This window comes from Pseudarthrobacter sp. TE9888 (genome assembly GCF_056279345.1).
Genome location: NZ_JBWBRD010000002.1, coordinates 791,000 through 808,517, shown reverse-complemented (window position 1 = coordinate 808,517; position 17,518 = coordinate 791,000). Strand labels below are relative to the sequence as shown.

The 17,518-nt window shown below is 67.1% G+C and carries 16 protein-coding genes; 12 read left to right on the top strand and 4 right to left on the bottom strand.

What is annotated here, in order from left to right; all coding sequences use genetic code 11:
• Positions 1 to 81: 81 nt before the first annotated feature.
• A complete protein-coding gene (locus ACZ9J7_RS04425) occupies positions 82 to 1,683 on the bottom strand; it encodes a PucR family transcriptional regulator (protein WP_476207346.1) in 1,602 nt (533 codons plus the stop codon).
• Positions 1,684 to 1,790: 107 nt separating this feature from the next.
• On the opposite strand from ACZ9J7_RS04425, the gene ACZ9J7_RS04420 reads away from it, so the two are divergent.
• From ACZ9J7_RS04420 to ACZ9J7_RS04410, 3 genes are all read left to right on the top strand, one after another.
• Entirely contained in the window at positions 1,791 to 3,359 is a 1,569-nt protein-coding gene (locus tag ACZ9J7_RS04420) for a purine-cytosine permease family protein (protein ID WP_476207344.1), read from the top strand.
• A 55-nt stretch (positions 3,360 to 3,414) separates the two neighbouring features.
• The gene (locus ACZ9J7_RS04415; RefSeq protein WP_476207342.1) at positions 3,415 to 4,362 is read left to right on the top strand and encodes a polysaccharide deacetylase family protein; all 948 of its coding nucleotides are present in this window, start codon (positions 3,415 to 3,417) and stop codon (positions 4,360 to 4,362) included.
• 135 nt (positions 4,363 to 4,497) lie between these two features.
• Positions 4,498 to 5,733 (top strand): amidohydrolase, encoded by a 1,236-nt coding sequence (locus ACZ9J7_RS04410; RefSeq protein ID WP_476207341.1) that lies wholly within the window; start codon positions 4,498 to 4,500, stop codon positions 5,731 to 5,733.
• Here ACZ9J7_RS04410 and ACZ9J7_RS04405 read toward each other — a convergent pair.
• The gene (locus ACZ9J7_RS04405) at positions 5,730 to 6,563 is read right to left on the bottom strand and encodes a helix-turn-helix transcriptional regulator (RefSeq protein ID WP_476207339.1); all 834 of its coding nucleotides are present in this window, start codon (positions 6,561 to 6,563) and stop codon (positions 5,730 to 5,732) included. The two genes, ACZ9J7_RS04410 and ACZ9J7_RS04405, sit on opposite strands and share 4 nt — an antisense overlap.
• Positions 6,564 to 6,648: 85 nt before the next feature.
• On the opposite strand from ACZ9J7_RS04405, the gene ilvD reads away from it, so the two are divergent.
• The 6 genes from ilvD to ACZ9J7_RS04375 all read left to right on the top strand — a co-directional run bounded on the left by ilvD (position 6,649) and on the right by ACZ9J7_RS04375 (position 12,894).
• Complete coding sequence (ilvD, locus tag ACZ9J7_RS04400) at positions 6,649 to 8,508, top strand: dihydroxy-acid dehydratase (protein WP_476207337.1); 1,860 nt, start codon at positions 6,649 to 6,651, stop codon at positions 8,506 to 8,508.
• An 80-nt stretch (positions 8,509 to 8,588) separates the two neighbouring features.
• Positions 8,589 to 9,368: a hypothetical protein gene (locus tag ACZ9J7_RS04395; protein WP_476207335.1), complete on the top strand. Its 780-nt coding sequence runs from the start codon at positions 8,589 to 8,591 to the stop codon at positions 9,366 to 9,368.
• Positions 9,369 to 9,457: 89 nt separating this feature from the next.
• Positions 9,458 to 10,276 (top strand): oxygenase MpaB family protein, encoded by an 819-nt coding sequence (locus tag ACZ9J7_RS04390; protein WP_476207333.1) that lies wholly within the window; start codon positions 9,458 to 9,460, stop codon positions 10,274 to 10,276.
• On the top strand, positions 10,269 to 11,165 hold the full coding sequence (locus tag ACZ9J7_RS04385) for a DUF817 domain-containing protein (protein WP_476207331.1): 897 nt from the start codon (positions 10,269 to 10,271) through the stop codon (positions 11,163 to 11,165). Before ACZ9J7_RS04390 ends, ACZ9J7_RS04385 begins: the two co-directional genes overlap by 8 nt.
• Positions 11,166 to 11,533: 368 nt before the next feature.
• Positions 11,534 to 12,454, top strand: a complete 921-nt coding sequence (locus ACZ9J7_RS04380; protein WP_476207329.1) for an MFS transporter — start codon at positions 11,534 to 11,536, stop codon at positions 12,452 to 12,454.
• Positions 12,455 to 12,498: 44 nt separating this feature from the next.
• Complete coding sequence (locus tag ACZ9J7_RS04375; protein WP_476207327.1) at positions 12,499 to 12,894, top strand: (R)-mandelonitrile lyase; 396 nt, start codon at positions 12,499 to 12,501, stop codon at positions 12,892 to 12,894.
• A 72-nt stretch (positions 12,895 to 12,966) separates the two neighbouring features.
• Here the strand turns inward: ACZ9J7_RS04375 and ACZ9J7_RS04370 are convergent, their stop codons facing one another.
• Positions 12,967 to 13,389, bottom strand: a complete 423-nt coding sequence (locus ACZ9J7_RS04370; RefSeq protein ID WP_476207325.1) for a universal stress protein — start codon at positions 13,387 to 13,389, stop codon at positions 12,967 to 12,969.
• Positions 13,390 to 13,526: 137 nt separating this feature from the next.
• Here ACZ9J7_RS04370 and ACZ9J7_RS04365 point away from each other — a divergent pair, with 137 nt between their 5' ends.
• Positions 13,527 to 14,267 (top strand): hypothetical protein, encoded by a 741-nt coding sequence (locus ACZ9J7_RS04365; protein ID WP_476207323.1) that lies wholly within the window; start codon positions 13,527 to 13,529, stop codon positions 14,265 to 14,267.
• Positions 14,268 to 14,281: 14 nt separating this feature from the next.
• On the opposite strand, the gene ACZ9J7_RS04360 is transcribed toward ACZ9J7_RS04365, so the two are convergent.
• On the bottom strand, positions 14,282 to 15,175 hold the full coding sequence (locus tag ACZ9J7_RS04360; RefSeq protein ID WP_476207322.1) for a helix-turn-helix transcriptional regulator: 894 nt from the start codon (positions 15,173 to 15,175) through the stop codon (positions 14,282 to 14,284).
• Positions 15,176 to 15,315: 140 nt separating this feature from the next.
• Here ACZ9J7_RS04360 and ACZ9J7_RS04355 point away from each other — a divergent pair, with 140 nt between their 5' ends.
• Together ACZ9J7_RS04355 and ACZ9J7_RS04350 are read left to right on the top strand one after the other, a co-directional pair.
• On the top strand, positions 15,316 to 16,332 hold the full coding sequence (locus ACZ9J7_RS04355) for a zinc-dependent alcohol dehydrogenase family protein (protein ID WP_476207321.1): 1,017 nt from the start codon (positions 15,316 to 15,318) through the stop codon (positions 16,330 to 16,332).
• Between the two features lie 144 nt (positions 16,333 to 16,476).
• The gene (locus tag ACZ9J7_RS04350) at positions 16,477 to 17,517 is read left to right on the top strand and encodes an NAD(P)-dependent alcohol dehydrogenase (protein WP_476207319.1); all 1,041 of its coding nucleotides are present in this window, start codon (positions 16,477 to 16,479) and stop codon (positions 17,515 to 17,517) included.
• Position 17,518 lies beyond the last annotated feature (1 nt).

The window sequence follows — 17,518 nt, the reverse complement described above, 5'->3', positions numbered from 1 at the left end:
CGGGCACCCCCTAATTAGTGCCCCTATAGCCTGTCGGTGGGCTACCTACGGCCGCAGCCCTTCTGCGGCGCCGGTCCAAGGTCAGGGCAGCCCGGCCATCCGCGCCGCCAGATGCAGGGCCGCCAGCCTGCCGGTGCCGCGCGGATCACCGCCGCACAGGTCGAAAATCCGCTGCAGCCGATGGTGCATCGACTGCCGTTCCAGGTGCAGTTCGCGCGCCGACTGCGCGGTGTTGCAGCCGGAGTCCAGCCACACCTGCAGGGTCTCGAGCAGCTGGGACTGGCGCTGCGCATCGTGTTCCAGGACTGCCCGCAACTGCCGGTTGACGAACGCCTCCCGGGATGAGGGGTCCAGGCAGGTCAGGGCGAGGCTTTCCACGGCGGTGTCCTGGGCGTCCAGCACCACCAGGCCGCGTGCCGGGTGCCGCCTGCGCGCCGATGCGTTCCGGCGCTGGATCTGCCGTACCTCCAGGGCCCGCCGGGCTTCCGCCAGTGACCAGGCCGCCTCCGCCACCCCGTCAGCCAGCGGACCCACGGCGATCACGGCATCGTGGTCACCCTCCAGGTCCCGGAGGGATTCCAGGAGCTGCCGCCGCGCACCGGCAGTTTCGGTGCACGGCAGCCCGATCATCACCACCAGTTCGGTGTCGTCGAGGTAGGCGGCGCACGGGATCCGCTGTGAGCTCAGGAAATTTTCGACGGCGCCGCGCAGCTCCTGCGGTGCCGCCGCATGGATGGCTGCCACCACGGCGGGGGAGTCCGTGGGGAAACCCGCAGCGGGGGCCAGCTGCTCCAGGCGCCACTCCGGCGCGGCATTGAGCACGGCGCGCATCAGTTCGGCACCCGCCAGGGCATGCAGCCCCGGGGGTGTGTGCTGCAGCAGTGCCAGGCCCAGGATGTCCACGGCCCGCTCCCCGGCCACCTGCGCAAGGGCCGTGTCCGCAACATCGGGCACATGCACCTCCAGCCGCCCCATCAGGACCCCGCGCACGGGGATGTCCACGGTGATCACCGTTCCGCCGGCCACCGCGTAGAAGCCGCCGTGCCCACCGGTCCCCGTGCCGTCGTCGTCCGCTGTTCCTTCGCCGGCAGCCGCGTCCACCCCGTCGTTCCAGCCCTCCGGAACGGCGCTGCCCATGGTGACGCCCCAAGGGGAGGTGAGTTTTACGGCTGACCCGGTGATGCCGGCCAGCACGCCAAGGATCTTGTCCAGTGCCGCACCGTGGGCGAGTTCGGCCGCCATGGCGCGCGTCGCGGCATCTGCCTGCTGCAGGTGCCCCACGGACTCGCTGACCAGCATCGAATTGATGGCCTGCATGACGCCGACAAACGGGACCACCTTCCGCAGTTCCACGACGGGAAGGCCGTATTCCTCCGCCTTCTGCAGCATGTCCGCAGGGATTTCCGGCAGCGCCCCGCCGGTCTCGATGGCCAGGGCTGCGACGCCCCGCTGCGCCAGCCCGCGGACGTAGTCTTCGCGTTTTGCCGGGGAGGCGGTGGCCAGCGTGATTCCGCCGCAGAGCAGCAGTTCGCCGCCGCGCAGCAGGGGAGCGATGTCCAGCACTTCGCTGGAGTGCACCCAGCGGACCGGCTGCGCGTCGGCCATGGCCCCTTCCGGGTGGACCACTGGATCTGCGGCGGCAAGGGCGGGGTGGGCGAGTATTTCGCCAAGAAACACTGACACGACAGTCCGTAACGTAGTAGGAGGATTTGTTCGACAGATTGTATCTTGTTGCTTGTGATGAGGGCCACATAGCCTTATTTGTACTTATCCACCTCACGGAGGCCCCCATGCAAGAAAAGCTTTCAACAGCCACGCACGGCCAACCTGACCCGGCCACGCAGGACCACAACGCCGTGGACCACGAAGCCTGGCTGCAGCCCATCCCCGAATCAGCACGCACACGCAAGGTATCCGGCCAGTTCTGGATCTGGGCGGGCGCCAACCTGGCACCCATCAACTGGGTGCTGGGGGCACTCGGCATCCAGCTGGGACTCGGATTGGCGGACACCATCACCGTCCTGGTGCTGGGCAACCTGATCGGCATGCTGCTCTTCGGCTGCTTCGTCCTCCTCGGACAAAAGACCGGAGCCACCGGCATGGTCCTGGCCCGGGCGGCATTCGGCCGGCGCGGCAACTACCTGCCGGCCGCCATCCAGGCCCTGCTGGTCATCGGCTGGTGCGCGGTGAACACCTGGATCATCCTGGACCTGGTCATGGCACTCTTCGGAACCCTCGGCTGGGTTGACCCGGACGCCCCCAACTATGGCTGGAAGATCGGCGTCGCGACCTTCATCATGGCGCTCCAGGTGGCCATCGCCTGGTTTGGCTACAAGGCGATTGCCGCCTTTGAAAAATGGACCGTGCCGCCCACCATCCTCATCCTGGCCGTCATGTCCGCGGTGGCATGGTTCGGCATGGACATCGACTGGAGCTACGCCGGTCCTGCCGGCGCCGTCCTGGAAGGCTCCGAGCGCATCGCCGCCATGAGCGCCGTCATGACCGCCATCGGCATCGGCTGGGGCATCACCTGGTTCACCTACGCCGCGGACTACTCCCGGTTCGTCAGCACCAGCGTCCCCAAGAAAAAGGTCTACCTCGCTTCGGTACTGGGGCAGTTCATCCCCGTCGTGTGGCTCGGTGTCCTGGGTGCAAGCCTCGCCACCAACAGCGGCGAGATCGATCCCGGCAAACTGATCGTGCTGAACTTCGGTGCCATGGCGCTGCCAGTGCTGCTGATGGTGCTCCACGGCCCCATTGCCACCAACATCCTGAACATCTACACCTTCTCCGTGGCCACCCAGGCCCTGGACATCTCCATCAGCCGCCGCAAGCTGAACCTGTTCGTCGGCGTCTTCTCGCTCGCCGCCGTCGTCTTCTTCATCTTCCAGGAGGACTTCGCCGCAGTACTCGACGCCTGGCTGATCGGCCTGGTGGCCTGGGTGGCCGCCTGGGGCGGAATCATGCTGGTGCACTACTTCTGGCTGGAAAAGCGCTGGCCGGGCGGAACCGATCGGCTGTTCGACGGCGTCGGCACAAAGCGGCTGCCGGTGGTCAACTTCGCCGGCGTCATCTCCCTTGTGGCCGGGATCTTCGCAACGTGGCTGTTCATGTACGGACTGATCCCCATCATGCAGGGCCCCATCGCCGTGGCCCTGGGCGGCTGGGACCTGTCCTGGCTGGCCGGCGGCCTGACCAGCGCCGGGGTGTACGCCATCCTCGGACCGCGCCAGCACATCCGCTACCTCGCCATCGAGCCGCGCACCACGCAGCAGGCCGCAGCCGCCCCTGATGCCGCAGGCGCTCCGGAAGCAGAGAGCAAAGGGACGGAAAGCACGCCCGCCCTTCCCGCCCTCTAAGCTCACCATCCCGTAGAACCAGGCGGGCGCCCAGCGCCCGCCGAAAGGATTTCCCGTGAACCAGCCCGCCATCGCGGACCCCCTGCACCCCATCACCTGGCCCGAAGGCTTCAAGGCCGCAGCGACCTTCACCTTCGATGTGGACGCCGAGTCCTGCACCATCGCCCACGATCCCACCAGCACCCGGCGCATGTCGCTGATGAGCCACCAGTCCTACGGCCCCAAGATCGCGGTTCCGAGGCTGCTCGCCATCCTGGCCCGCCAGGAAATCCAGGCCACCTTCTTCATCCCCGGTTTCACCGCCGAGTCCTACCCCGACGTGGTCCGGCAGATTGTCGACGGCGGGCACGAGGTGGCCCACCACGGCTACCTGCACGAGCCCATGCAGGGCATCGACGCCGCCACCGAGGCCAGCTACATCGACCGCGGCCTGGAGGCCCTCGCCAAAGTCGCAGGTGTCCGGCCTGCGGGCTACCGGGCACCATGGTGGGAGCTCAACTGGCACTCTCCGGGCCTCCTGGCGGACCGCGGCTTCCTCTACGATTCGAGCCTGCTCGACGGCGATGCACCCTACCGCTTCGCCGTCGCCGCGGACGATCCCCGGGACATTGTCGAGATCCCCGTGGACTGGACCCTTGACGACTGGGAGCAGTACGCGTTCTACCCCGGAGTCACCGGCAGCGGCGTGATCGAGAGCCCGGCGAAGGTCCTGGAAATGTGGACGCTTGAAGCCGAAGCACACCACTCACAGGGCAGCTGCTTCGTCCTCACCAACCACCCCTTCATTTCCGGCCGGCCCTCCAAGGCCGTCGCGCTGGAGCAGCTCATGGAGCGGGTTAAGGCAATGGACGGCATGTGGGTGACCAGCATGGAGAACATTGCCCGGCACACTAAGGCCACGGTCACCGAGGTCCACACCCACGCACGGATCGAGGTGCCGGTATTCCCGGGCGCGGGTGCAGAGTTCAAGCCGGCCGTCGTGCGGCAGGGGGTGCTGGCCTAGCGTCCATGGGCAAGAGCGGCCGGCGTCGGGATTTCCCGCCGCCGGCCGCTTTTGGTTGCCCATGGACACCATCCATGGGTGCTGCCTATGGTGGCCGTGAGGGGCCGGCTGCCGCCGGCCGGAAGGAGCCTTCACATGGAACTGGCCAATAACTCTGCGGACGGCATCGGGCAGGAGCTGGACTGGCAGGTCCCGCTCTACGAACAGCTCCACCGGAATCCGGAACTCGGCCTCGCCGAACACCAGACCTCCGCAGCCGTTGCCGAGAAGCTGGCCGCCTGGGGCTTCGATGTCCGGCACTTTGGCGGTACCGGTGTGGTGGGTGTGCTTGCCAACGGGGCAGGTCCCGGCGTCCTGGCCCGGGCCGACATGGATGCCCTCTCGGTCGCCGAGGCAACAGGCGCAAGCTACGCCTCCGCCAACCCGGGGGTGATGCACGCCTGCGGGCACGATATGCACGTGGTGGCCCTGCTCGGGGCGGCAAAGTACCTCGCCGGCCATCGGGATGCCTGGCGGGGAACCTACGCCGCCCTCTTCCAGCCGGCGGAGGAAACAGCGGCGGGCTCGCAGGCAATGCTCGACGACGGCCTGGCCGCCGGGATCCCGCGGCCGGACGTGGCGCTGGCCCAGCACGTCATGCCCACCGAGGCGGGAACCATCGGCACCACGCCGGGTCCCATCCTCTCGGCAGGTGATTCGGTCCGGATCACTGTCCACGGCCGGGGCGCCCACGGCTCGATGCCGCATAAGGCGGTTGATCCAGTGGTGCTCGCCGCCTCGATCGTCCTCCGCCTCCAGACCGTGGTGTCCCGTGAAACTATGCCGGGGAAGTTCGCCGTCCTGACCGTTGGGTCCCTGCGGGCGGGTGCCACGGCCAACATCATCCCGGACCGGGCCGAGCTGCTGCTCAACCTCCGCACCTACGACGTTGACTTGCGGACCGCCATCATGGCGGCGATCGAGCGGATCGTCCGGGGTGAGTGCGCAGCTGCGGGCTCGCCGCAGGAACCGGAGTTCGAGTACTACGACCAGTACCCGCTGACCAGCAACGATCCGGAAGCCAACGCGCGGGTCACCGCCGCCTTCACGGAGGCCTTCGGCGCGGATGCCGTGTATCAAACTGCCCCGCAGACAGCGTCGGAGGATTTCAGCCGCATTCCCGACGCCTTCGGCATTCCGTACGTGTACTGGGTGGTGGGCTCCGTGCCGCCGGAAACCTACCGGCGGGCGGTGGCGAACGGAACGGTGGACGCCGACATCCCGGCCAACCACTCGCCGTCGTTCCTTCCCGCCGTCCACCCCACCCTCGCCGTGGCCACGCGGGCCCAGGCGGCAGCCGCGCTCGCCTACCTCGCGGCGCAGCCGGGTTAGGCCCCCGCCAGCAGGGACTTCATCTGCGCCGCGGCATCGCTGCCCGGGGCCGGCGTATAGACCACGATGTGCAGGTCCGGCCGGTCCGAGGGGGACACCTGGTGGTGTTCCAGCTGGAGCACCCCCACCGCGGGGTGGTGGAACAGCCGCTCGCGGGATTCGAAACCCAGGATGTCGTACAGGTCCCAGCCCTGCCGGAACTCCGGGCTCGCCTCCTTGAGCCGTTCCACCTGGTACTGGATGTCAGGATCGCCCAGCCGCTGCCCGGTTTCGGCCCGGAACTCGGCCAGGAACCGTTTGCTGGTGGTGTCCCAGTCGGGAAGGAGGTTCCGGACGTAGGGGTCGGTGAACACCAGCCACAACAGGTTCCGGTCTGCCGCCGGCACAGTGGCGATATTGGGATACAGCGCCGCGTAGGCCGTATTCCACCCCGCCACGCCCCAGTCCGGAAACAACGCGAAGGACGGATTGGGATCGAGGGCGTCCAGGAGGCGCTGGATGTGGGGCGGGGCAGTATCTGCGGCCGGCCCGGCAGGGGCCGCGGACGCGTAGCCACCCAGCGACAGGACGTAGCCCAGGCCGGTGCTCGACAAATGCAGCGCACGGCTGATGGCCTCCAGGACCTGCCGGGAGGGGCTGATGTCCCGGCCCTGCTCCAGCCACGTGTACCAGGTGACGCTGACGCCGGAAAGGAACGCCACCTCCTCGCGGCGGAGCCCCCGCTCACGGGTGCGGCCCACGGGCGGGAGGCCGTAGTCGGCCCGCAGCGCCTGGTCGCGCCGGGCCCGCAGGAAGAGGCCGAGTTCCTTGCGCCGTCCGGGATTGTTCACTCCCAAATACTATTACTCTGGTACTCCTACTACTAGTAGCAGGGCTGTCTTCCGCCCTGAACGCCGAACCAGCAGGATGGTAAGCATGCCTGCACTTCGCTCAAAAACAGTCACCCACGGCCGCAACATGGCCGGAGCCCGCGCATTGCTGCGCGCCTCCGGCGTTGCCAACTCCGATATCGGCAAGCCCATCATTGCCGTGGCCAACTCCTTCACCGAGTTCGTCCCCGGCCACACCCACCTGGCTCCGGTGGGCCGGATCGTTTCCGACGCCATCTTGGCCGCCGGCGCCGTGCCGCGCGAGTTCAACACCATCGCCGTGGACGACGGCATCGCCATGGGCCACTCCGGCATGCTCTACTCGCTGCCGTCCCGCGACCTGATCGCCGACTCCGTGGAGTATATGGTCAACGCCCACTGCGCCGACGCCCTGGTGTGCATCTCCAACTGCGACAAGATCACCCCCGGCATGCTCATGGCAGCCCTGCGGCTGAACATCCCCGTGGTCTTTGTCTCCGGCGGCCCCATGGAGGCCGGCCGGGTGACCCTGACCGACGGTTCCGTGCGCTCCCTGGATCTGGTGAACGCGATCGCCGACGCCGTGGATGAGTCCATCTCCGACGCGGACATCAACCTCATCGAAGAGAACGCCTGCCCCACCTGCGGTTCCTGCTCCGGCATGTTCACCGCCAACTCCATGAACTGCCTCACCGAGGCCATCGGACTTTCCCTGCCGGGCAACGGCTCCGTGCTGGCCACCCACACCGCCCGCAAGGCGCTGTACGAGAAAGCCGGCGCCACCGTCGTCGAGCTCGTGAAGCGCTACTACGACGGCGACGACGAGTCGGTGCTGCCCCGCTCCATCGCCACCGCCAAGGCGTTCGACAACGCCATGGCCCTGGACATCTCCATGGGCGGCTCCACCAACACCATCCTGCACCTGCTGGCCGCGGCCCAAGAGGCGGGCGTGGACTACGGCCTGGCCGAGATGGACGCCAAGTCCCGCCAGGTGCCCTGCCTGGCCAAGGTGGCCCCGAACGTGGCCAAGGACAAGACCTACTACATGGAGGACGTGCACCGCGCCGGCGGCATCCCCGCCTTGCTGGGCGAGCTGAACCGCGGCGGCCTCCTGCACAAGGACGTCCACTCCGTGCACTCCAACGACCTGGACGGCTGGCTGGACGACTGGGACATCCGCGGCGGCAAAGCCACCGAAGAAGCGCAGGCCCTGTGGCACGCGGCTCCCGGCGGGGTCCGTTCCTCCACCGCGTTCTCGCAGTCGAACGAGTGGACCTCCCTGGACACCGACGCTGAAGGTGGCTGCATCCGCTCCGTGGAGCACGCCTACTCCAAGGACGGCGGCCTGGCCGTACTGCGCGGCAACGTCGCGGTGGATGGTGCCGTGGTGAAGACCGCCGGCGTGGACGAGTCCATCTGGACTTTCTCCGGCCCGGCTGTGGTCTGCGAATCCCAGGACGAAGCCGTGGAAAAGATCCTGAACAAGTCCATCAAGGAAGGCGACGTGGTGGTGATCCGCTACGAAGGCCCCAAGGGTGGTCCGGGCATGCAGGAAATGCTCTACCCCACGTCCTTCCTCAAGGGCCGCGGCCTGGGCAAGAAGTGCGCCCTCATCACGGACGGCCGCTTCTCCGGCGGCACCTCCGGCCTGTCGATCGGCCACATCTCCCCGGAGGCTGCGTCCGGGGGAACCATCGCGCTGGTGGAGGACGGCGACATCATCAGCATCAACATCAGCCAGCGCTCGCTGCAACTGGAGGTCTCCGATGAGCTCCTGGCCGAGCGCCGCGAAAAGCTGCTGATCAACGGCGGCTACAAGCCTAAGGACCGGGACCGGCAGGTGTCCGCTGCGCTGCGCGCGTACGCCGCCATGGCCACCTCCGCGGACAAGGGCGCCGTCCGGGACGTGTCCCTGCTGGAGCGGTAACGCCCGAACCGGGCGGGGGAGGTAACAGGTCGGGTCCTCCGGCCCTCCTCCGCCCGGACATGCCGCGCCACACTGGGAAGGTGCGCAGGTTTTTCAAGGCACTTTCGGCAGCATCGCTGGCTGCCCTTGTCCTGGCCGGCTGCTCGCCGCAGCCGGGAAGTCAGCAACCGCCGTCGTCCTCATCCGGCTCCGCCACCAGCTCCGAACCGGGCACCGCCACCGCCCCGGGACCGATGTCGACGACCACGGCCTCCGCCGGCCTGCCGGGGGAGCGCGGAGACAGCACGCCCGGAACCGCGGGGTGGACCACGGTGCAGACGGCGGACCACACCATGGCGTTCGATCTGCCCGCCGCTTGGAGCGTCACCGATCCCGCGGGGGAACTGCCCGAGGGCGGAGGCGTCTTTGCGGAGGTTCGAAATCAGGCCGGCAAGCTCATGGCGACGCTGCGGACGAACATGGCCATCGGATCGTCCTGCACGCAGAAGTACCCGTATGAAGTGCTGGACGCCGCAGGCATTCCGGAACTTGCCCTGGAAGGTGTGGTGCCGCAGTTCGTGTTTGAGACCAGGGGAGACGCCGGGACGCCCGGGCCGCCTGGTGTCCAGGCAGCCGGTTACGGCATCACCTCCGGTCCGGACCCAACCGGACCGTCCGCCTGCCCTATCCTGCACTTCTTCCGGTGGCCGCCCACCAGCGCCATGTTTGGTGCGTTCTACGATCCCCGGAACAACACAACTCCCGGTGACCCCTCGCTGCCGTATCCGGAACTGGCGAAGAAGTACCGGGAAACGGCCGAGTACGCGGACATCAGGCAAATGATTACGTCGCTGCGGCCGGTGCGTGGCGACGGATACTAAGCCATGGGCAGCAACGGCACGCACGGCACGCACGACGACGGGCCGAAAGTCCCCGTCCCGCTGCCGCAGCACTCCGGTAGCCTTTTCCCATGGTGCAGGGAATTGCCGATTACCGGGCAGAAGGCATCCTGCTCGCCGGGGCAGGACGGGCCATCCTGCTGCAGCTGGCCAACCCTGCGATCGGCCGCGGGGTGGCAGCGCACAGCACGTTCACCCAACGGCCCGTCAACCGGCTGAAGGGCACGCTCACCTACGTGTACGGCGTGGTGTACGGAACCGAAGAGCAGGTCAAGGAGGTCCGGCGCAGGGTCAACCGTGCCCACGTCCCGGTACGCCGTCCGGAGGATGGATCGTCCGCCGGCTACAACGCCTTCGACCCGGTACTTCAGCTCTGGGTGGCAGCCACGCTGTACGACACTGCGCTGACCATCATCGAGAAGATCCACGGCCCGCTCGAGGACGCCGCCGCAGACGCGATGTACCAGGACTACTCACGGATCGGCACCGCGCTGCAGCTTCCACCGGACATGTGGCCAAAAGACCGGGCCGCCTTCGGCCGCTACTGGGAAGACCAGGTCGCCACCCTCCACGCCGAGGAAGAGGGTGTGCGCGTGGGCCGCGGCCTGCTGTTCCCCAAGCACACTGCCCTTTGGTACCGGGCCATCATGCCGTCGGCGAGGTTCCTCACCGCGGGGCTCCTCCCCGAGCAGCTGCGCAAGGACTTCGGCCTCGCCTGGAGCGACCGCCACCAGCGCCGCTACGACCGGACCTGGCGCATCCTTGCGGTGGCCTACCCCATGCTTCCGCTGCGCATCAGGCACTGGTTCAAGGACTACTGCCTGGCCGAACTGGAAAAGGACCTCCGCAGGAGCCCGCAGGCTGCGCAGCACCAAGGCATCCGTGCGTAGTTCCACCCCTTTGGAGCGGCGGATCGATGAACGCGCCCACCGCTTCCTGGCCACGGCCCCCGCCAACGGTGCCAAGGCCAAGCTCACTGAATTCACTGTTTTTGGACTCAAGCAGGGCTGGGCCTGCATTTTCGGCGCTGCACTCCTGGCCGTGCTGATGGCGGCCAGGCTCTGGTATCCGGACGGTGCAGGGCTGGCGCGCAACGACTTCCTGACCGTCGCCGCCGTCGTGATCCAAATCCTGATGGTGGCGTTCAAGCTGGAAACGCTGCGCGAACTGCGGGTGATCGTCCTGTTCCATCTGGTGGGCACGGTGATGGAGCTGTTCAAGACCGACATGGGTTCCTGGTCTTACGGGGCCGAAGGCGTCCTGCGCATCGGTGCCGTACCGCTGTTCAGCGGTTTCATGTACGCCGCCGTGGGCTCGTATATGGTGCGCGTCTACCGGCTGTTCGACCTTCGCTTCGCTGCCTACCCGCGCCGCTGGGTCACCGCGGTCCTCGCTGCCGCCGTCTACGCCAACTTCTTCACCCACCACTACATCTGGGACCTGCGCTGGGTGCTGCTCGCCGCCGTCGTGCTCATCTTTGGCCGGTGCGTGATGCACTTCCGCGTCTTCCGGCGGGAGTTCCGCATGCCGCTGGTGGTGTCCTTCCTGCTGGTGGCGCTGTTCATCTGGCTGGCCGAGAACATCGCCACATGGTCCGGCGCGTGGCTCTACCCGAGCCAGGTGGACGGCTGGCACCCGGTGGGCCTGGAAAAACTCGTGGCCTGGTTCCTGCTGATGATCATTTCCGTGGTGCTGGTGGCCTGGGTCTATAAGCCGCGGCCGCCGGAACCGGAGAACGCCCGGCCCCGGGAGGTTCGGCGCCCCGCCGGGCTGCGCTAAAGGGGGTCTGGCAAAACCCGTTTCAGCAGGGCCCTCGCTAGGGCCGCGGCGGCACGGTTTGATGGAAACCATGGCCCCCGAAAAACTTCTTACCAGTACCAGCGCGCCCCAAAAACCCGGCGCGCAACACCCCGCGCACTGGGGCGGCGTCTTCGCCATGTCCCTGTGCGTCTTCGCGCTCATCGCATCCGAGTTCATGCCGGTCAGCCTGCTGACCCCCATGGCCGCCGAACTCCAGGTCTCCGAGGGGATGGTAGGCCAGGGCATTGCCATCTCCGGGCTGTTTGCCGTCCTCACCAGCCTGTCCGTATCCGCGTTGGCCGGCAACATGAACCGCAAGGCGCTCCTCCCTGGGCCTGACCACGTTAATGGCGGTCTCCGGGGCCCTGGTGGCGATGGCCCCGGGATACCTGCTCTTCATGGTCGGCCGGGCCCTGATTGGCGTGGTGATTGGCGGGTTCTGGTCCATGTCCGCAGCAACCGCCATGCGGCTCGTGCCGGCACACCAGGTGCCGCGTGCCTTGGCCATTTTCAACGGCGGCAACGCCCTTGCCACCGTCCTGGCCGCGCCCCTGGGCAGCTACCTGGGGTCGGTCATCGGCTGGCGTGGAGCGTTCTTCTGCCTGGTTCCCGTGGCGGTGCTCGCCCTGGTCTGGCAATGGATCAGCCTTCCCTCAATGAAGGCCGGGACGCGGGCGGCGGGCAGCGTTTTCGGGATTTTCGCCGCATTCAAGAGCCGCACCGTCGCCTGGGGCATGGCCGCCTGCGGGTCCTTCTTCATGGGGCAGTTCGTCCTGTTCACCTACATCCGTCCGTTCCTGGAGACAGTGACCCGCGTTGATGTGGCCACGGTATCCCTGGTGCTGCTGGTGATCGGTGTGGCGGGTTTTGCCGGCACCATGCTGATTGGCCGTTTCCTGGGCAAAGGCCTGTACCGGACCTTGGTGGCCATTCCCGCACTGATGGCGGTCATCGCGGCGGCCCTCGTTCCGTCCGGCGGCTGGCTTGCCGCCGTGGTGGTGCTCCTGGGCTTCTGGGGACTGATGTCCACGTCCGCCCCGGTGGGCTGGTGGAGCTGGATCGCGGAGGCCATGCCGCACGACGCCGAGGCCGGTGGGGGCCTGATGGTGGCCGTGGTCCAGACCTCGATCGCGGTCGGCTCCACGCTGGGCGGCGTGCTCTTCGACTCCGTCGGCTATGGCGGGGCCTTCCTGGCGGGTGCAGCCATCCTGGCGGTTTCGTCGGTCCTCGCAGGCCTGACGGCCAGGTTCACGGACCGGCCCGCCTGACCGTCTCAAAAGTTTCAATCCATCCCAAACAACAGGAGGAGAACATGAAGTACACCAAGAGCGGCGGCCAGACAGGAGCCGGACCGAAGGAATGGTTCACCGGCACCGTGCAGATTGACGGCATCCGCAACCCCGATGAACAGTCAGCCATCGGTTGCGCGCACGTCCGGTTCGCCCCCGGTGCGCGCACCGCCTGGCACCACCACCCCAAGGGCCAGACCCTCTACGTCACCGATGGGGTGGGGCTGGTAGCGCGGCGCGGCGGGGAGATCCAGGAGATCCGTCCCGGCGACGTGGTCTACATCGGGCCGGGGGAAGAACACTGGCACGGGGCAACGCCGGAGCGCTTCATGGCGCACGTCGCCATGCATGAAGCGGATGCTGACGGGCAGGTTGTCACCTGGCTCGATCACGTCACCGACGAGGAATACGGCGCCTGACCACGCAAAGAAGGTGGGCGGACGACGGCGGGAAGGTCCGCCGTCGTCCGCCCACCTTCCTGCGTCAGCAGGTCAGTCCTCGTAGGTATTGGCGATGTACACGTCGCACGGGGCGTTGTGCGCCACGCTGTTGGCGACGCTGCCCAGGAGCCGGCCAATGCCGCGCATCCTGCGGTTGCCCACCACGATCACCCGGGCGTCCAGGCGGATGGCTTCCTTGATCAGTGAATCAGCAGGCTTGCCGCGGGCTGCGAAGTGGGTAATTTCCACTCCCGGCCGGGATGCGCCCAAGGACCTTGCCACGAGCTCGGAGCTGTCGGCGTTGGAAATCCTCACCTTGTCCGAGCCAACGCCAAAGGTTTCGGCGTTCTCCATTTCGAAGGCGGTCACCACGTGCAGTGAGGCCCCCAGCGACTCGGCCAGGTCCAGCGCAACTTCCGCTGCCTTCCGCGCAGAGGGGCTGGCGTCCACCCCTACAACCACTACTCCACTCATAATTTCGCTCCTTCATCAGGTCCCGGCATTAACGTCCATTGGCAAGTCTAAGGACTACCCGCCTTGAGCCGGCCTAACCGTAGACTCTGAGGGCGCGTCCCCAAAGGGCCGACGGGAAACGAAGGTGATGGGGGAACATGGCGGAGCTGAACCTGGCCGCGCAGGACCTGACGGGCCTGCCGCCCGTCTACGTGGAAGTGCCGGACAAATCCGGGATGCCGGGGGCAGGCACCAGCAGGCTCCTGAACACCGGCCTCACAGAAGCGGAAGCCCGGGTGGCTGCCGAACCGGCACCGGCCCTGTATCCCACCAAGGCACAGGAACGCTGGAGCACCATACTGGCGGTCACCTGGATCCTGGGGTCCATCACCGCGGGAGTGATGCTGGGACTCTACAAGCATGCGGTCCAGGACGGGGACGCCGGACAGGCCGGCTGGGTGCTGACAGCGCTGGCAGTCCTCGTCCCGTGCCTCCTCGTGCTGGGCGCCTACCCGACGTGGAAGAGGCGGAAGTTCATCAAGGACTATAAGCCGCGGCACCAGGCCTGGGTGGCCCGATTCGTCGGAAACTGGCCGCTCCGGGAGCGTCTGACCGACGTGGATGCCATCCCTGATGTCTGGCAGCGGGTCAGTACCCGGACCATGGCGGACACCCTGGAAGAAGATCGGAAGGCCGTCCTGGCCCAAGGAGCCCCAGGCGATCATTCCGCCACGCTGCTGGCCGGGGCGCTTGCCGCCGTGAGCGCATGGGCGCGTGCGCCCTGGTCGGACCCCGCCATGTACCGTGCCGCCCAGGAGGCAGTTGACCGGTTCGGCGAACTGGCAGGCCGACGGCGGGCGGACGCTGGAACGTCCGGGCCTGGGTCGAACGCACAGTAGCTGCGGCGCCGGCCCTAGCTGCCGACCTTTGCCTGCGCCGTTTCCATAATGTTTTCGGTGACCGCCCAGGATGCCAGGAGCTTGAGGGCTTCCGCGGAAGGGCTGCCGGGCGTGGCCGGATAGACCGTGAGGGTGTGCCCCGGGTCTTCTTCGAGCCCCAGCACCTGGTAGTTCAGCTCAAGGAGCCCCACCACGGGATGCTGGAAGAACTTGGTGCCCGCATAGTGCCGGCGGACGTTGTGGGCCGCCCAGAGCGTGCGGAAAACGTCGCTGCGCATGGAGAGTTCACCGATGAGTTCGGCAATGCCCTTGTCATGGGGGTTGCGGCCGGCCTCCCGGCGGAGGATGGCGACATTGGTGTGGGCAGCCCGGTCCCAGTCCGTGTAGAAGTCCTGGGCCCGCGGATCCAGGAAAATGAAGCGCGAGTGGTTGGCCGGCCGTGACGGATTGCGGTACATGTCCGAATACAGCGCATAGCCCAAGGTGTTGGCGGCCACGATATCCAGGCGGTTGTTACCAATGAAGGCCGGAGCTTCGGTGATCGCGTCCAGCAGGAACTGCAGCTCCGGCCGGACCTTCGATGGCGCGGAACCGCCGGCGCCCGCTGCACGCTTGCGGCCCGAGGTGTTGGCCGCCCGGGCCAGGTCGTAGAGGTGGTCATGCTCGGCGCGGTCCAGTTCCAGGGCGCCGGCGATGGCATCCAGGACGCTGTCCGAAACACCGTGGAGGTTTCCCCGTTCCAGCCGGGTGTAGTAGTCCACGCTGACGCCTGCCAGCCGCGCCACTTCCTCACGGCGCAGCCCCGGCACCCGCCGGCGGCCGCCGTAGGGTTCGATCCCAGCCTGCTCCGGGGTGATCCGTCCACGGCGTGAGGAGAGGAACTGCCGTACCTCGGCTCGGTTATCCATAGGGAACACGTTACGACGAATGGCGGGACCGTAAGGAGGTTCTGCCAGAACCAGTTACAGCAGGACCCTCGCCATGGATGCCGGGGACGGGTTTGATGGAGATGTCCCGTTCAGCCGTTCCACCCTTTGGAGGACCCAGCATGCGCGCAACCATCATGCACGCGCCCGGAGACGTCCGCGTCGAGGACCGTGACAAGCCCACCATCCAGAAGCCCACGGACGCAGTCATCAAACTCGCTGCCGCCTGCGTGTGCGGGTCCGATCTGTGGCCATACCGCGGCGCCGATAAGATCTCCAGGCCCGTTCCCATGGGCCACGAGTACGTGGGGATCGTCGAGGAAGTCGGGTCCGACGTGAAGAACGTTATGCCCGGCCAGTTCGTCGTGGGGTCCTTCATTGCATCGGACAACACCTGCGAGATCTGCCGCTCCGGCTACCAGAGCGGGTGCGTCCACCGCCAGGGCGTGAGCGGTTCCCAGGCGGAGTACCTCCGCGTCCCTTTGGCGGATGGCACGCTGGTGGCCACGCCTGGCATGCCCGACGCCGACAAGGTTCCGTCGCTGCTGGCCGCCTCCGATGTCCTGGGTACAGGATGGTTTGCCGCGAAGGCGGCCCAGGTGGGCCCCGGCAAGACAGTGGCTGTGGTGGGCGACGGCGCCGTCGGGCTTTTGGGGGTCCTCGCAGCCAGGCAGATGGGTGCCGAACGGATCATCGCCATGTCGCGCCACGCGTCCCGGCAGGCACTGGCCCGCGAGTTTGGTGCCACCGACATCGTGGCGGAGCGCGGTGACGCGGGCGTGAAGAGGATCAAGGAACTTACCGGCGGCCTTGGCGCGCACTCTGTCCTGGAAGCCGTGGGCACGCAGGAGTCGATGCTGCAGGCCATCCACGCCACACGGGCCGGCGGGCATGTGGGATTCGTGGGCGTCTCCCATGACGTCTCGCTGCCCGGCCGGGACCTGTTCTCCTCGCACGTCCACCTGCACGGCGGCCCCGCCCCGGTCCGGGAGTACCTGCCGGAACTGATCGACCTGATCCTCAGCGGCGAGATCAACCCCGGAAAAGTGTTCGACCTCGAACTGCCGCTGGAGCAGGCCGCAGACGCATACAAAGCCATGGACGAACGCCGGGCCATTAAGGTGCTCCTCCGTCCCTGACCAGGTTACGTACAGGAACATCGCCAAAGGTAGGACTCTCAAGACCAGTTACAGCAGGGCCCCGCTGGCCCGTCCTTTTCCGGGGTTCGCTCCGAACAACCCCGGTAGCATCTTAAATATCCCCCAACAGATCACAGGAGAACCATGACTACCGTCAAGGCTTATGCATCCCCGTCCGCCACGGAGGACCTGGTGGCAACCACCATCGAGCGCCGCGAAGTGGGTCCCCACGACGTCCTGATCGACATCAAGTTCGCCGGCATCTGCCACTCGGACATCCACACTGTCCGCGGTGACTGGGGCCCGCAGCAGTACCCGCTGGTTCCCGGCCACGAGATCGCCGGCATCGTCACCGAGGTAGGTTCCGCCGTCACCAAGCACGCAGTAGGTGACCGTGTTGGGGTTGGCTGCATGGTCAACTCCTGCAAGGAGTGCGTCAACTGCCAGAAGGGCGAGGAGCAGTACTGCCTCAAGGGAAACATCGGCACCTACGGCGCCGTTGACCGCGATGGCACCATCACGCAGGGCGGCTACTCCACCCACGTTGTGGTGACCGAAGACTTCGTTGTCACCATTCCCGAGGGCATCGACCTGGATTTCGCCGCACCGCTGCTGTGCGCCGGCATCACCACTTACTCACCGCTGCGGCACTGGGGCGCCGGCCCCGGCAAGAACGTTGCCGTCGTCGGTCTCGGCGGCCTGGGCCACATGGCCGTCAAGCTCGCCCACGCCATGGGCGCCGAAGTAACCGTCCTGTCCCAGTCGCTGAAGAAGCAGGAGGACGGCCTGAAGCTCGGCGCCGACCACTACTACGCCACCAGCGACGAGAACACCTTCTCCGATCTCGCCGGCTCGTTCGACCTGATCATCAACACGGTCAGCGCCTCGATCGACATCAGCGCCTACCTCGGCCTGCTGAAGCTCGACGGCGCCCTGGTCAACGTCGGCGCCCCGGCGGAACCCCTTCCCGTCAACGCCTTCGCGCTGATCGGCGGACGCCGTTCCTTCGCCGGCTCCATGATCGGTGGCATCCGCGAGACCCAGGAGATGCTCAACTTCTGCGCCGAGCACGGGCTGGGCGCCGAGATCGAGGTCATCCCGGCTGAGAAGATCAACGACGCCTATGAGCGCGTGCTGGCATCGGATGTCCGGTACCGCTTCGTTATCGACACCGCCACCCTCTAAG